The organism is Pandoraea norimbergensis (assembly GCF_001465545.3).
GTDB lineage: Bacteria > Pseudomonadota > Gammaproteobacteria > Burkholderiales > Burkholderiaceae > Pandoraea > Pandoraea norimbergensis.
Genome location: NZ_CP013480.3, coordinates 4,405,748 through 4,421,312, shown reverse-complemented (window position 1 = coordinate 4,421,312; position 15,565 = coordinate 4,405,748). Strand labels below are relative to the sequence as shown.

Here is a 15,565-nt window from a genome sequence, read left to right as displayed (position 1 = left end):
GCATTGCGACGCAGAGTAAAAAGGGTTGCGAGGCGAATCGCCCTCGCAACCCTTGCTGTCATTTCTCCGGCAACGCCCCGGTCGATGCGTCTTCCAGCGACCTTCCTTTGGTCGACGGACCGTAAAGTGCGATGCAAATCGCTGCTACCAGCAGGATGACGTCGCTGATGATGAACACGAACAGTTTGCCTTTGAGCACGGCGAACACGCCGAAGACCAGCAGCAACAGAATCGCACCGGCTCGCCCCCAAGCCGACGCAAGGCCCATCCCCGTCGCGCGAATCTCCGTCGGATACAGCTCTGGCGTGTAGCTGTAGATCGCTGTCGAGCCAAGGGCGAGGCAGAATGCCGTCAGTCCGCCAAACGCCATGAGCGCCCCCGATGTTGTCGACAATCCGAACAACGTGCCGAAAATAGCGGTGCCGATGAAGGCGAGAATGGCCGTCGGCTTACGGTCGAGCCAATCGACCACGTAGCCGCCGAACACATACCCCGGGATCACCGATGCGTAGATCGCAATGGAGAACTCGAACGACTTGACGATGCTGAACCCTTCCATGGCAAGCAGCGTCGGCACGAAGGTCATGAACGTATAGAGCACGCCGTATTCGGCAAACCACGCCGCCCACAACATCAGTGTCACCTTGCGAAAGCGCGGACTCAACAAATCCCGGGCGCGCCAGGTCTTGGCCGGTTTGGCGGCAACGGCGGGCGCAACGGGGGTCACCCCCGCGTCGTCGGGTAACTGTCGCCCGACACGTTGCTCGATCGACGCCAGCACGGCCTCGGCTTCGGCCGCTCGTCCGCGAAGCAACAACCAGCGTGGCGACTCGGGCAGACCCGAGCGCATCAGGCCGACCACGATGGCGAACGGCAGCGTCAGGAACAGGGCAGCGCGCCAGCCCCAATGCGGGATGATGTTCAATGCCCAGAGTGGCGACACGGCAATACCCAACGCAAAGAAGCCCATCATCCAGCCGCCCAGCTTGCCGCGCACGCGTGTCGGCCAGAGTTCGGCCAGATACGCGGGGACGATCGAGCTTTCCGCCCCCACGAACAACCACGTAAAGAAGTTCAGCGCCGCAAACGACCACACGTCGTTCGCCAGCCCACGCGATGCGGAAAACAGCGAATACAGCACCAGCGTGAGCATAATCATCCGTTTGCGCCCGAACCGGTCGGCGGCGAAACCGGCCAGCGCGGAACCCACGAGATAGCCGCCTAGCCCAATGGCGGAAATCACGCCGATCGTCGCGGCGTCGAAACCCCACAGCGGCCGCAACGTGGCCAGCACGAAGCCGGTGATCACGGTGTCGAGCGTGTCGAAAAACAGCGAGAGCGCCGCAACGACAAGCACCGTCAGGTGAAAGCGCGACACCGGCAAGCGGTCGAGCCGCCGGGCAATGTCCTGCTGAGTCAGTACCGAATGCGTCGGCACCGAAGTGGCGGAGCCCGGGACAGCACCGCTACCGGAGATCCTGCCGGCATCGCCGGTCTGGCGAGCGTCGAATTGAGAAGTCGTCATGTTCTGGTCTGTCTGTGGGTGCAGGCCTGCGCGCCCACACCGTTGTCATGGGGAAGCATTGCGTCGCTACGTATCAGGTCGATTTTCGTCAGGCCGATGCGCCAGTGCCCGGGTGAAATTGGCCATGCCCCGGCGTGCCGACGATCTTGCCGTGGTCCATCACCGTCTCGCCACGCACGATGGTGTAGACCGGCATGCCCGTGGTATGAATACCTTCCCATGCGGTGTATCCGGCTTTCGTGTGCATGTCGGCAACGGTAAACGTTTGCGCTTGCGCCATGTCGACGATGGTGAAATCGGCGTCGGCGCCACACTGAATACGGCCCTTCTTCGGGTATTGACCAAAGCGTTTGGCCGGCGCTTCGGCACAAAGGCGCGCGACATCCTGAAGCGTCAACCTTCCTTCGTTCACGGCATTGAGCACCAGCGGAATGAATTCCTGCGCCCCTGTAATGCCCAGCGGGACCGAGAAGTTGTCCTGCCAGCCCGGTGTGATTTCTTCGAGCGTGTGAGGCGCATGCTCGCCGACTAGCATGTCGGCCGTGCCGTCGCGAACCGCCGCCCAATGGCTCTCCGGCGCGTAGGCCCACGCATAGGCACCCGGCCCCACTTTCTCCGCTTGCGCACGTGTCATGAACAGCGTTGCAGACTCCATCTCGCCGGAGATGTCCTGCCCCTGTGCCTTTGCTTGTCTCACCAGTTCGTTCGCCCCCGGCGGCATCACCCCCATGTGCAGAACGTGCAGACGAACACCGGTCAGCCGCGCGTAATAAATCGACGCGGCCAAGCCTGCCGCCATGCCGTGGCCGTACATGTAACCGCGCTCGTACGCCTCCATGTAGTCACGATTGCTGGTCTTTCCCGGATTGATGTAATCGCGAAACGTCAGGCGTTTGCACCACTCGCTGTCGTCGTGATGTACGGCACAGACCAGCCCCTTGTCGGCGACCGCTTCGTACAGTTCATGCAGGATGCCGTGATCGACTACGCCCAACTCGGAAATGTACGGATACACCTCTTTCACGTGCCGGGTGTTGAACACCTTGATGCCAATTGCCCCGGCCTCGGCCAGCGCCTCGACTGTCTTCGGATACAAACCGCCGCCATACAACGCATAGTCGACCAGCGCTTTCGGCGCGATGGTTTCGCGCTTGAGCATGAACGACTCGAGCGTCGTGGGGTGCGGATCATTGTTCGTCATGTCGATGCAGAACGTAATGCCGCCGGCCGCCGCGGCCGTCGTGCCCGACGTGAAATCCTCTTTGTACGTGTGCCCCGGCTCGCGAAAGTGGCAATGCACGTGCCACATTCCCGGCAGCACATCCAGACCATTCGCGTCGATGGTACGCAGCGCCGGGGGCGTGTTCGCGTCGTCCGTCAATGCCACGATTTTCCCGCCCCGTATGCCGATGTTCAGCGTCGAGAACCCCTCCGGCGTGTGCACTCGGCCGCGCCTGATCACCAGATCCATGGGTTGTTCGTTCATCTCAATCTCCAAAATACACAGTAAATACACAACAAATTGTTTGTGTATAAAAATATTGTGTCAAGTGGGGATTGTTCGCTACACTGGCTGCCAATCGATCACTTTCCGTCTCACCATGCGCAAGAAAGCAGAGGCCGCTCAAGACGCGGCGACCAAACACGTCAAGGGTTCCGGGGCTTCCAAGGCCTATCAGTTGCTGCGCGATCGCATCGTCTCGCTCGAAATGCATCCCGGCGACGACATCGACGAGCAGGCGCTTGTCGACGAACTAGGTATTTCGCGCACGCCGCTGCGCGAGGCGATGATTCGTCTGGCCGCAGAAGGGCTGATCTCGTTGCTGCCGAATCGCGGTGCGCGAGTGTCGTCGATGGATATCCCACAGTTGCAGGAGCATCTAGAGGCGTTCGAGTTGACGCAACGCGCCACCACGCGACTGGCGGCGCTACGGCGTACGCCCGCTGATCTGGTTCGCATCGAGGCACTGGTCGTCGCGTTCGAGCAAGCGCATGAGAAGGAAGACGTCAACGGCATGATCGATGGCAACTGGGAGTTGCATCTGGCCATCGGTAACGCCTGCGGCAATCGGGTGCTCGCCAAGATCTACGCCAATCTACTCACCGAAAATTTGCGGATCGCGCGGCTGGCGATGAGCTACGAGACCTTCCCGACGCAAGAGGCCCGGCAGGCGCACCTGAACAGAATTCTGGAAGAACACCGCGAGATTCTGGAAGCCATTCGCGTGCGGGACGCCGAGCGGGCGGACCAGCTCGCCGCCTCCCACACCAATCTCGCGCGCAAACGCGTGACCGAGTACATCTCGCTGAGTGCGCTGGGCAGCATGGCCGTGGGCACGCTGGCGAATGTACCGGGGCTTACCGGAGGGATCTGAAATGTGCGAAGTGTGCGCCGTCTTTGGCGTGAGTGAACATTGGACGGACGCCGCCGACCCGATGGGCCAGCACTCCGTTGCCGCCGGCATTCTGGAGAATCGCAGCGAGCGCGCTCGCCGGCTGCGGCTGATCAACCGAATTCTGCGTCCGCACGGCTTGAAAGCCGAAGACTGGGACGGCGAGTCGTACAGCGTGGAAGACGTTAGCGGCCGCCGTCAACTGGCTTCCGATTTGTCGTCGCTATGGCGTGTTGCCGAGCGTCTGGGCCACACCCTCATCGATCCTCTGGAGGGCGACTTCACGGTCGCGCAATCGTCATGGTCAGACTCGTACCGCGTCTCGAACTGAATATCGTCACGGGCTTTCTCGGCAGTGGAAAAACCACACTGCTCAAGCGCTTTCTGGCGCAACGTCCGCCCGCGTCGACGTTGGTCATCATCAACGAGTTCGGGCGCGAGTCGATCGACGACCGTCTGACGTTGCATCTCAATTCGGAGATTGCGACCATCGCCAACGGGTGCCTGTGCTGCACGGTACTCGACGACCTGCGCGAGACGCTGCTCGACGTGCTGACTCGTCGTGCACGCGGTGAACTGCCAGAACTGGAGCGCATCATCATCGAGACCAGCGGTCTGGCCGACCCGGGGCCCATTCTGGGGACGGTGCTGTCGGATGAGAATCTCGATGAATACCTGCGCGTCGGCGCATGCATCACGACGTTCGACGCTTTGGAAGGGATTGAGTCGCTGGCGCGATTTCCCGAAGCTGCGGCGCAACTTGCCGCAGCCGATCGGGTGGCACTCACCAAGACAGATTTACTCGACGAGAGCCACTTGAGCACGCTCGTCGACGCCGTGCGTGCCGTCAATCCGGCGTGCGCCATCATGACCAGCGAAGTGCCCGATCGGCTCTTTGCGCCGGGACAAGCCACGGCCATTGGTGAGATCGTCCCCGCACGTCCGACGGGCGCGCATGTGCACACGAGTTCCGTGCAGAGTTTTTCCACCGCGCTCGACGCGTCGCTCGACTGGGCCACATTTTCGGTCTGGCTCACCGCGCTGCTCAACCGTCACGGCGACCGCATTCTGCGCTTCAAATCTGTCTTGTCGATACGCTCGACACCCGGGCAACTGGTGGTGCAGGGCGTGCGTCATCGCGTCTATCCGCCCAGCCATTTGCCACGAATCGAAGGCGAATCGTCGACATCGCGACTCGTGTTCATCACTGATGGACTCGATAAATCGCGCATCCTCGAATCGCTGCATCGGTTTGCCGATGCCCGGCTGATCGACCCGGGTTTCAGCGCGCTGACGATGCAGTAACAACGCGCGGCGAGCGGCAAAACCTGACACACGTCCGGCGTTGGCGACCCCGAATCCCCATCAAGGAATGCGCATCATATCGATGAGCGCACGCAGACCACTCGCTACGTGCCGCCGACTCGGATAGTAGAGACACAGCCCGGGCATGACCGGGCACCAATCGGCAAGTACGCGCTCGAGACGGCCATCGGCCAGTGCGTGTTCGGCGAGGTGATCCGGTACAAAAGCGATGCCGATACCGTCGAGCGCTGCGCTCACCATGAGCGGTTGATGATTTAGCGTGAGCGGGCCGGTGACGTTCACCGTTTCAACAACGCCCTTGCGCTCGAACTCCCATCGGTAGATGGCACCGCTATCAAAGCGAAAGCGAATGCAGTCGTGCCGATAGAGGTCTTGCGGCACCTTGGGGCGGCCATGCGAAGCGAAATACGCCGGAGACCCGACGACCGCAAACGTGACCGGCCCCGACACCTGAACCGCAATCATGTCCTGTGGCACCGCTTCGGTGAGCCGGATACCGGCGTCGAACCCGCCTGCGACGATGTCGCTGAGCTTTCCGTCCGTCACGATATCGAGATGAATTTTCGGATACTCGCGTAGAAAGCGTGCGAGTACCGGCTTCAACACCATATCGATTGCTCCCTCACTCGCATTGATACGTACCGTACCACTCGGTTCGTCGCGTAGCCCGTCAACGGTCTGCATCGCCTCGGCGACCGATGAAATCGCAGGGCGAAGTTTGTCAGCGAGGCGTGATCCAGCGTCCGTTAGCGACACACTTCGCGTGGTGCGATTGAACAGGCGAACCCCGAGTCGTTGCTCGAGACTCTTGATCGAGTGACTGACTGCCGACGGCGTGATGTCCAGCTCGATCGACGCTGTCCGAAAACTGAGGTGCGTGGCCACCGCCAGAAACACGTTGAGCGAGAAGATGTCGGCGCTTCTCAATTGGTGAATGGCACTCATGTTTGTATCAAGATTGGCGAGATTGTAATAATAATGCGTCCTTTTTAGACTGGGCTGGTTTCTCGGCGCTACGTAATCAGCGACCACCGACCACCGACCGCAATTCAGGTCGTACAAGGAGCCAGCAATGAAGATGAAGGCAGTCGTGATGACGGGGGGCAATCGGCCTTGGGAGCTGTGGGAAGTTCCAGTCCCGAAGGCGGAGCCGGGTCAGGTGTTGGTCAAGGTTCATGCCTCGGGGATGTGCTACACCGACGTGTGGTCGACGCAAGGTTATGGCGGTGACATTTACCCGCAGACACCGGGTCACGAAGTCGTTGGCGAAATTGTCGAAGTGGGCGCCGGTGTACACACGCGACGCGTGGGTGACCGAATCGGCACGACGTGGGTGCAGTCGGCATGCGGGCGCTGTCCGTATTGTCGGGAGAATCGCCCCTTGTCCGGGCAAACGGCGATGAATTGCGATGCACCGCGCACCACCGGCTTCGCGTCCCAAGGCGGACACGCGGAATACATCGCCGTGGCCGCAGAAGGGACGGTGCTGTTACCCGATGCGCTGGCCTACGTGGATGCTGCGCCGATGATGTGCGCCGGCTACACCACATGGAGCGGACTCAGAGATGCCGCGCCGCAACCGCATGAAAAAGTCGCTGTGCTGGGCATTGGTGGCTTAGGGCACGTGGCCTTGCAGTTGTCGAGCGCGTGCGGGTTCGAGACGATTGCGATCACACATTCTGCGGACAAACACGCGTTGGCAACGCAGTTGGGCGCGCAACACGTCGTTGCCAACGGCGCAGAACTTCGCGATATCGGCGGGGCAGATGTACTGCTGGTGACCTCCAACGATTTCGGCTCGGCAGAGGAAGCCATGGCGGGCTTGCGTGTTGACGGTCGCGTCGTGCTTTGCGGATTGGATTTCAGCCGGCCATTCTCGATCTCGTCCGCGGGCAAGCCATTCCACATGATGCGCCAACGAGTTGTCGGCTCCACGCATGGGGGATTGCGATATTTGAGCGAGGTACTCGATCTCGCCGCCAACGGAAAAGTGAAGCCCATCGTCGAGACGTTTGCGCTTGAGCAGGCGACCGAAGCGTACGACCGTCTCGCGACGGGGAAGATGCGCTTTCGCGGGGTATTCACGCCCTCGGCAATCCATAGCGATCAAGGATGAGCGCCATGAAAATACTGACGGCTCCCCTGTGTTGCGCTGCCTTTTCCGTGCTGCCGACGCTAGCTTTCGCGGCAGACTTTTCGATTAGAAACGATCCGGATACGAGAGTGAGCTTCGTCGTGGAGTGCCGTGACCGATCCGGAAAATCCGGGTCGAATGAAATTACCTTGCAGCCGGGGCAGCGAATGGACATCGGCGACCCCGGATGCAGAACGTTTACGGCATCAATATCCACCGACAACGGGACGAGGAGCGGACGCATCAAGACCTACACACTGGATGCCGGTCATTCCTACTATGTATTCTGGAATGACCGGTACTGGGATATTGCGGAAGAGGAGTGATGTCTCGCTCATGCGCCCGCGCGATTCACATCTACGCAGCAGACGATGGCGTCCACGCCGCCATCGTGCTCGCTCAGATAGACATGCCCCACGCCACTGTCGAAATACAGACTATCTCCCGGCGCCAGACGGAATTCGCTGTTATTTTCAAACTGCAAAAGCAAGCTGCCCGATAAAACAAAAACAAACTCTTCGCCCTCGTGGCGAATGTAATCGGGAAAATCTTCCAGTTTGCGCGCTCGAATGTGGGCGCGCATCGGCACCATGCGTTTGTGGGCAAGATCCGAGGCGATCATGCCGTAGCGATAGTTGGGTGTTTCGTATATCGCCTGCTTTCCCGCTTCGGTGAAGCATGGGCGGATCCCTTCGGCGGGTTCGGCGTCGCCTTGCCCGAAGAGGGTGGCGTAATCCAGACCAAGGGCAGATGCCAGTGCGCCAAACTTATCGTAGGTGAGGGCAATGTCGCCACGCTCCGCCTTCGAGATCGTCGATACCGCAACGCCTGAGCGCTCGCTCAACGCCTTGAGTGTCAGCCCGTTCGCCTTGCGCGCATTTCGCAATCGTGCACCCACGGTTTCGTGACTGACTTGGCTATCGCTGCGTTTCTGTTTGCCTGCCGAAGCGGGCTTCTTTCGTGTCGATGGCGTCATAGGGCTGATATAGGCCACGCGTGACCCGGCGATGCGAACCGGCCCTGCATAGCTGATGGTGTCAATCTCTCAGTGTTTTCTCGTATACGAGAATTAAAATTCTCATATATGATAACCGGAATAGCCGCACACACTTAGCGTCGGCGTTGACGGCCGCATCGTCATTCACCGCATCGTCACTTTTTTCCGAGTCCAACAATGAAGAAAGAAATCACGCGTTTGCAAACGAATGCCCGTATGAGTCAGGTGGTGGTTGCTGGTGGTGTTGTCTATCTGGCCGGTCAGGTGCCGATGACGGAGCACGCCACGATTACCGAGCAGACGATCGAAGTCCTGAAGCAAATCGATGGGCTACTAGCGTCGGCAGGCGTGGACAAAACCCATCTTCTCACCGCGAATATCTGGCTTTCCGATGCGCGTTATTTCGATGAATTCAACCGCATATGGGATGTCTGGATTCCAGAAGGAAATGCGCCTACGCGCGCGTGCGTTCAGTCGCCACTGATGCGAGCGGGTTTCGACGTAGAAATTGCCGTGACGGCGTTGGCCTAGCATGAAATACGACGTTCTCGTACTCGGAGCGGGGATCGTCGGCGCGTCGACGGCAATCCATCTCCAGCGCCGTGGGTTGACAACAGTCCTCATCGACCGTGAAGCGCCCGGGCGGGAAACATCGTTTGGCAACGCCGGATTGATACAGCGTGAGGGCATGTATCCCTACGCGTTTCCTCGGCATTTCGGTGCGTTGCTTCACTACGCGCGTAATCGATCGACGGACGTGCGCTATCACCCGTCGGCGCTGCCGGGCATTGCTTCGTTTCTCGCGCGCTACTGGCATCACTCAGCGCCACATCGCCATGCTCGCATCGCCCGTCAATACAGCACCCTGATCGAGCATTGCGTGACTGAGCACAAGACACTCATCAGCCTTGCGGGCGCCGATGACCTGCTACGTGAAGGCGGGTGGCTCAAGGTCTTCCATCAACGTGCTGCACTCGACGCCGCTCATCTTGAAGCCGAGCGGTGGCAACGTGAGTACGACGTGCCCTTCGAGCGGCTCGAAGCGACGCAGCTTCAGCGCGATGAGCCGTCGCTCTCCGCAACCCTCGCAGGTGCCATTCGACATACCGCCTCGAATTCGATACGCGATCCGGGTGAGTTGGTGACTCGTTATGCGCAGTACTTTACGTCGATAGGCGGGCGCATCATTCGCGGCGACGCGACTACGCTGAGTCCCCACTGGTGCGTACAGACTACCGAAGGCGAAATTGAAGGCCGGCACGCCGTAGTGGCCATGGGGCCGTGGTCCGATAAGATCACGAAAGCGCTGGGTTACCGGCTGCCGTTGATGGTCAAACGCGGCTATCACCGGCATTTCCGGCCCGATTCCGGCGCAAGCTTGAATCAACCGGTACTGGATGCCGAAAGCGGATTCCTGATCGCACCGATGCGTCAGGGAATTCGTCTGACCACGGGCGTCGAACTCGCGTTACGCGACGCACCTCGGACACCGGCGCAGCTCGCGGCAGTCGAGCCGCTGGCGAGACGTTTGTTCCCATTGGGAACGCCGGTCGAACCGACCCCATGGATGGGCTGCCGCCCTTGCACGCCCGACATGCTTCCGATCATCGGCCCGGCGCCTGGGCATCGCGACCTCTGGTTCGCCTTCGGTCATGCCCACCATGGCCTGACGCTCGGTCCTGTGACAGGACGTTTAATTGCCGAGATGCTCACCGGCACACCGACGTTGGTCGACCCCTCACCATTTCGTGCTGACCGATTCTGACTTTGTGCAGCACCGTTCCCCTCGTTCGAGACATGCCTCCGCCCTGCGGCGCTTCAGACGAAAAAAAGCCCTTCGATAAGAAGGGCAAAATTTGCCGGGGTTTTGGCGATTCCCGGCAAACGATCGGAACGGCCGTCCGTGGCGTCGGTGCACTTCGGATTACACGAACGGGTTTTCGACGCGTGGCCAGTAATTGAGATCGCGGCGGCGGTACGGAATTGCCGCGAAGTCGGGCGTCAGTGCGCCCGGCGCCGCGACGTGAAAGATCGCCTTCGCCCGAGGCGCAAACTCGGCCTGAAAGTGCTGAGTTGACTTCACGATCACGAGCCGCTTGGCGTCCATGGCGATGCCTATGCCGGTAAACGCATCGACACCCATGACTTGGGTTCGCACAGAAACGAGCACGATGTCCAACCCGTTCGGCCCTTCGACCCAAACCGAGCGGCCCAGTGGCATCGACATTCCTTGGATGCTTTGCGAATGTGTATCGTGTACGGCTCGGACGGTTACGCGCAGATCCACAGGGTCACCTGAAGTGACCCCGCATTTGCCGCCGATGCGAAGATCGAGCGTGGCACCGACGCCGGCATCGGCGCAGATTTGAATGGCACCCAAATCCCAGAAGCAACCCAGCGCGACATCAGGGATACCGCGCTCGACGATCCGCCGAAGGACGAAGGTGCTATCCCCGGGGGCGCCGCCGCCGGGATTGTCCGCCACATCCGCCACGACCACCGGACCAGCGCCCACGGCCAATGCCAAGTCGAGCCCGTGATTCAAGTCATGCCATTGGGGCTGAACCTCGTGTCTCATCGCCCAGAATTCGTCACCGAGCTGACGCGCTAACGCACGGGCGCGTGCGGGGTCGCGGTCCGCAATCACCCAAAGCTTCGCGCCCGCCTCGGGAACATCGCCCCAAGGGAATCCGTGACCGAGAGATACGGAGAGAATGCCGTCGCGTCCCTCGAAGGACTTCATGCGCCGCACAAAACCGGCCATCGGTTCCGACGTGGTATGCCATGCCCCGACCATGCGGCAATCGTGCACGGCTGTCACCGGGGTGACTTTCTCGTCGACCGCCTGCGTCACCAGCCGATAGACTTCGCGCAATCGGTCGATCGCATCGGTATGCGGATACTCCTTGTACGCGATGAGAATATTGGCCGCACACTGCATCAACTCGGTGAAATGACAATGCGGGTCGAGCGTCGCCGCGATCGGTACATCGGGGCCGACAACTTCACGAATGCACGCGAGGAGATCGCCTTCGCAGTCGTCGTGATGCTGCGCCACCATGGCACCGTGGAGCATGAGTACAACGGCATCGAGCGGCAGCGCTGCGCGTACGCCGGCGACGATCTCGTCGCGTAGCGTTTCGTAGACCTCTCGAATCACCGGGCCCGAAGGCTGCGCTTCTGCGCTTAACCCTTCCGCGATTTCGTTTCCGTCCGACTCGGCGAGTCGTCGAAGTTCGGCCATCAGATAGCCCACGCTTTCCGGTGCGCGCAGGCTTGCGTCGCCTCGAAAGATCCCGAATTCTTGGAATCCGCCCCAGCCCGTGGGGCACGGCGCAAAGGTATTGGTTTCGGTCGATAGCTGTGCCGCGAAGATCTTCATTGCGAGTCCAGAGGTGTGATGGATGCCATGACACACACTCTATTGGGACCGCATTGCCGGATTGTGAGCAATGTGTATCCACATTGACACAGAAGCCCCGGAAGGCGACTTTGCGAGCGCTATCGCCTCGGCAGCACAACGCGTGCGATCAGCCCGCCCTCTCTGCCGTTGATCAGTGTCAACGATCCGGCGTGCCGCTTCACTACGTCGTGGGCAATGGCCAGCCCGAGCCCTGTACCGCCAGTGTCCCGGTTGCGGGATTGTTCGAGCCGAAAAAATGGCTCCAGCACCCGTTCCAGATCACGCTCCGGAATGCCCGGGCCACGATCGACGATATCTATCTGAACGGCGTCATGGCCGTCGATGAGTTCAATTCGAGCCTCGCCGCCGTAGCGGATAGCGTTCGCCACCAGATTGCTGAGACAACGTTTCAATGCTAGTGGCTGCGCAAGCAGCGGCGCGATGGCGCCATGCACAGAGACTTTCTGGCCACGCTCCATCGCGTCTTCCGCAATGGCGTCCACGAGCGCATCGATGTCGATGGGGCTGACTTCTTCGGTGACAGCTTCATTGCGCAGAAACGAGAGCGTTGCATCGAGCAGTTGCGTCATCTCATCGATATCGGCAACCAGTCGATCACTGAACTCCGAGGCGTCGAGCGCCCCAAGCCGAAGACGCATTCGCGTGAGCGGTGTGCGTAAGTCATGCGAGACGGCTGCGAGAAAGCGATTGCGATCGTTCACCTGACGGCGTATCGCCGCCTGCATCGAGTTGAAAACACGAGCGGCCTGTCGCGCTTCGATGGGGCCGGCTTCCGGAATCGGTGGCGCGTCCATGTTGCGTGACAGCTCTGCGGCGCCCGCAGCCAGCGACTTAAACGGTATCGACAGCATTCGCGCGCCGACCCAGGAGGAGACGAGCAGCGGAACGATCTGCACAGCGGTGGCGAGTGCCCACTGCTGCGTGTTTGACATGCCGGGCGGTGGTTTAAAAGCCGCTGCGGAGTACAGCGTGTACATCAGTGTCGCGGTACCGGTTTGTGTCAGGGCCACCATGACGAGCATGACAAACAGCAACCGATAGAACGCAGAGTCGAACGATGGCTTTTGCATGATGGTTGCGGCAGGTGCCGTGGAAGAGGACTCGAACATGCCGCCATTATCCCGCGCCCATGTAGCGGCTTCGTCAACAGATTGTTTCAGGACGGAAACATCCTCCGGTGCATACCTCACGTTCGAATTCCCGTGGATTCGGAAGCCGCGTTCACGTGGCTATGTTTCACGGGCGATACAAAGTCCACATGAACCAGAAATATCGCGCAAATAACGTCTATCCCGGAGCTAAGACTCGAATCAGCGTGGACACACAACGCTAAACGATCCAAACCGCGAAGGCATTCGTGATGACCGAAGTGCGGAAATCCCGGAGGAGACGACAGTGGCAATCAGACAACATCGCAGGCATACCGCAGTCACTTTGCACCGATTCAGGCTGCGTCCGCGCGGAGGAACCTGGTTGGTCGGTTCGCTGCTGGGGCTGGCGACGGCCTATGGACATGCGCAAACCGTAGCACCGCCCGGTGCGGCGTCGGCGGTGAGTGCCGACGCGGAGAGCGCTAACCCGGCACCGCAGACCAACGCAAGTCCGGGCAATACCGCAGAAAGCGCAGAAACCAAGACCGCAGCGTCGGCGAAAGACGGCGCGACACTCAACACCGTGGTGGTGACCGCCACGCGTCGTCGCGAGCCTGCGCGCGAAGTGCCGATGCAGATCAACGTCATCTCGGCGGACGAGTTGCAGAAGAGCGGCGCGAAGACGATGTCCGATTTTCTGGCGTCGGAACCTGGAGTCGATCTCAATACCCAAGGCGGAAGCGGTGCCGGACAAATCAGCATGCGTGGTGTGACGACCGGAGAACAAACCGGACCCACAGTGGGTGTCTACGTCGACGATGTCGCGTTTGGGGGAAGCACGGTCTTCTCGCAAGGCGCCACGTTTGCACTGGACATGAGCCTGCTGGATCTGAATCACATCGAAGTGCTGCGAGGGCCGCAGGGCACGCTCTACGGCGCAGGGGCGATGGGCGGGTTGTTGAAGTACGTTACGAACGAGCCGGATACCAACGCATTCTCCGGGCAGGCGAGCGCGGGAATGTCGGCGACAAAACATGGTGGCATCGGCAATACGGCCAGCGCGGTCCTGAATATTCCAATCAAGAGCGATGTAGCCGCCGTGCGTGTGTCGGCGTTTAGCCAGCATGATGCCGGTTACATCGACGCCGTTGGCCCGCAGGCGGGGAGCCGCATCGACAGAGGTGATACGTACGGCGCGCGCGCGTCTTTGCTGTTGACACCCACGAGTCAATTCACCGTGCGGCTGAGCGCGATCACGCAGAACATCAATCGCAACGCCCCTAACTACGTTGCCTACGACAAGAGTGGCCAACCCATCGATGGCGATCTGACAACGCGCGTTTATGCCCCGGAGCCGTTCCATCAAAACGTTCAGCTCTACTCCCTCGGCGTGGAGTACGACTTCGGCTGGGCACGCCTGAACTCGATCACGTCGTATCAATCGGTCAAGACAGACCAGCCTCAGGATCTGTCGGTGGTCTACGTGCCGGCGCTCGCTGCGCAAGGGCTCAATTTGAACTCGGTCGTCGCGGCAAACTTTGCGAAAACGAACAAGGTGACGCAAGAGTTTCGTCTGACATCGGCGGCGAACCAACGCCTCGAATGGTTAGGCGGGCTCTTCTTTACCCGAGAACGAAGTGAATCGGATCAAGGCATTCTCGCGGGATTCCCTAACGGGACGCAGGCCACCCTCTCTGGGCTGGTGGCACCGAGTACCTACACCGAATACGCGGCGTATGGCGATTTGACGTACCACGTGACGCCACGTCTGGCACTCACGGGTGGCGTCAGAATTGCCCACAACCAGCAGAATTACGATCAAACCACGTCGGGGCTTCTGGGTGGCCCGCCGCAATCGACTTCGTCGCCGTCGTCCGACACCAGTAAGACCTACATGCTGACGGCCAGCTATGGGTTAACCGATAACAGCAACGTGTACGTTCGCGCGGCCAGCGGCTATCGTCCCGGTGGGCCGAACGCACAGCTCATCAGCCCGATCACAGGGCTTCCCGGCAATGGCAATCCAACGTTTCAGCCCGATACGCTTTGGACCTACGAGGCAGGCTACAAGGCCGACTTGTTCGACAAACGTCTCTCGTTTTCAGCCACGGTTTACGACATCGAGTGGAAAAACATTCAGCAGCTCGGTGCCGTGGACGGCGTCAATCAGGTGCTCAACGCGGGTAATGCACGCGTTAAAGGGTTCGAGCTGGCGAGCAGCTTCCGCCCTGATCGGCATTGGAGCTTTGGCCTGGGCTTTTCCTACATCGACGCCAAGCTGACGCAAGGCAACGCCGCAACTGGGACGCAATCGGGCGACCCGCTGCCGAACTCGGCGAAGTTCTCGGCCACGCTGACCGGGACCTACCACTTCTCGCTCGGGACGTACGCCTCGTACGTCGGCTTTAGCGAACGATTCGTCGGCCGTCGCCACTCTGGATTTAGCGGCAGCAGCGGCAGGCCCGATTACCTGCTGCCGGGCTACGCCGTGACCGACCTTCAGGCGGGGATCGACTTCGGCCGCGCCAGCTTGAACTTCTACGTGCGCAATCTGTTTGACCGCCGCGCGCTTCTAGCCGCAGGCACCGCACTGATGCCACTCGGCGGGCCGGCGCTGGTCAGCGTGGCACAGCCGCGCACTATCGGCGCTGTGCTCACCGTGCCGTTCTGAATCC

Annotated in this window: 14 protein-coding genes; 8 read left to right on the top strand and 6 right to left on the bottom strand. The window is 60.4% G+C overall.

What is annotated here, in order from left to right:
• Window positions 1-58: 58 nt before the first annotated feature.
• Together AT302_RS19335 and AT302_RS19330 are read right to left on the bottom strand one after the other, a co-directional pair.
• Window positions 59-1,525, bottom strand: coding sequence for an MFS transporter (locus tag AT302_RS19335; RefSeq protein WP_084656335.1), 1,467 nt, complete (start codon window positions 1,523-1,525; stop codon window positions 59-61).
• Window positions 1,526-1,613: 88 nt separating this feature from the next.
• Window positions 1,614-3,011 carry a dihydroorotase gene (locus AT302_RS19330; RefSeq protein WP_058375403.1) on the bottom strand — a complete coding sequence of 466 codons (1,398 nt, stop codon included), beginning with the start codon at window positions 3,009-3,011 and terminating at the stop codon, window positions 1,614-1,616.
• A 115-nt stretch (window positions 3,012-3,126) separates the two neighbouring features.
• Here AT302_RS19330 and AT302_RS19325 point away from each other — a divergent pair, with 115 nt between their 5' ends.
• From AT302_RS19325 to AT302_RS19315, 3 genes are read left to right on the top strand one after another with little or no spacing between them, the layout of a single operon-like run.
• On the top strand, window positions 3,127-3,900 hold the full coding sequence (locus AT302_RS19325) for a GntR family transcriptional regulator (RefSeq protein WP_058375402.1): 774 nt from the start codon (window positions 3,127-3,129) through the stop codon (window positions 3,898-3,900).
• Between the two features lie 28 nt (window positions 3,901-3,928).
• A complete protein-coding gene (locus AT302_RS27720; protein ID WP_167365815.1) occupies window positions 3,929-4,249 on the top strand; it encodes a hypothetical protein in 321 nt (106 codons plus the stop codon).
• The gene (locus AT302_RS19315) at window positions 4,219-5,223 is read left to right on the top strand and encodes a CobW family GTP-binding protein (protein WP_058375400.1); all 1,005 of its coding nucleotides are present in this window, start codon (window positions 4,219-4,221) and stop codon (window positions 5,221-5,223) included. Before AT302_RS27720 ends, AT302_RS19315 begins: the two co-directional genes overlap by 31 nt.
• Window positions 5,224-5,283: 60 nt before the next feature.
• Here the strand turns inward: AT302_RS19315 and AT302_RS19310 are convergent, their stop codons facing one another.
• Complete coding sequence (locus AT302_RS19310) at window positions 5,284-6,189, bottom strand: LysR family transcriptional regulator (protein WP_058375399.1); 906 nt, start codon at window positions 6,187-6,189, stop codon at window positions 5,284-5,286.
• Between the two features lie 127 nt (window positions 6,190-6,316).
• On the opposite strand from AT302_RS19310, the gene AT302_RS19305 reads away from it, so the two are divergent.
• A complete protein-coding gene (locus tag AT302_RS19305) occupies window positions 6,317-7,360 on the top strand; it encodes an alcohol dehydrogenase catalytic domain-containing protein (RefSeq protein WP_084656331.1) in 1,044 nt (347 codons plus the stop codon).
• 5 nt (window positions 7,361-7,365) lie between these two features.
• Window positions 7,366-7,704 carry a hypothetical protein gene (locus tag AT302_RS19300; RefSeq protein WP_157125833.1) on the top strand — a complete coding sequence of 113 codons (339 nt, stop codon included), beginning with the start codon at window positions 7,366-7,368 and terminating at the stop codon, window positions 7,702-7,704.
• Between the two features lie 8 nt (window positions 7,705-7,712).
• Here the strand turns inward: AT302_RS19300 and AT302_RS19295 are convergent, their stop codons facing one another.
• Window positions 7,713-8,354 (bottom strand): helix-turn-helix domain-containing protein, encoded by a 642-nt coding sequence (locus tag AT302_RS19295; RefSeq protein ID WP_058375397.1) that lies wholly within the window; start codon window positions 8,352-8,354, stop codon window positions 7,713-7,715.
• A 198-nt stretch (window positions 8,355-8,552) separates the two neighbouring features.
• On the opposite strand from AT302_RS19295, the gene AT302_RS19290 reads away from it, so the two are divergent.
• Window positions 8,553-8,906: a RidA family protein gene (locus tag AT302_RS19290; RefSeq protein WP_058375396.1), complete on the top strand. Its 354-nt coding sequence runs from the start codon at window positions 8,553-8,555 to the stop codon at window positions 8,904-8,906.
• Between the two features lies 1 nt (window position 8,907).
• Window positions 8,908-10,140 carry an NAD(P)/FAD-dependent oxidoreductase gene (locus AT302_RS19285; RefSeq protein WP_058375395.1) on the top strand — a complete coding sequence of 411 codons (1,233 nt, stop codon included), beginning with the start codon at window positions 8,908-8,910 and terminating at the stop codon, window positions 10,138-10,140.
• Between the two features lie 159 nt (window positions 10,141-10,299).
• On the opposite strand, the gene AT302_RS19280 is transcribed toward AT302_RS19285, so the two are convergent.
• Together AT302_RS19280 and AT302_RS19275 are read right to left on the bottom strand one after the other, a co-directional pair.
• Window positions 10,300-11,757, bottom strand: coding sequence for a M81 family metallopeptidase (locus tag AT302_RS19280; RefSeq protein ID WP_058375394.1), 1,458 nt, complete (start codon window positions 11,755-11,757; stop codon window positions 10,300-10,302).
• A 119-nt stretch (window positions 11,758-11,876) separates the two neighbouring features.
• Entirely contained in the window at window positions 11,877-12,989 is a 1,113-nt protein-coding gene (locus AT302_RS19275) for an ATP-binding protein (RefSeq protein ID WP_237171970.1), read from the bottom strand.
• 283 nt (window positions 12,990-13,272) lie between these two features.
• On the opposite strand from AT302_RS19275, the gene AT302_RS19270 reads away from it, so the two are divergent.
• Window positions 13,273-15,561, top strand: coding sequence for a TonB-dependent receptor (locus AT302_RS19270; protein ID WP_237171969.1), 2,289 nt, complete (start codon window positions 13,273-13,275; stop codon window positions 15,559-15,561).
• Window positions 15,562-15,565: the final 4 nt, after the last annotated feature.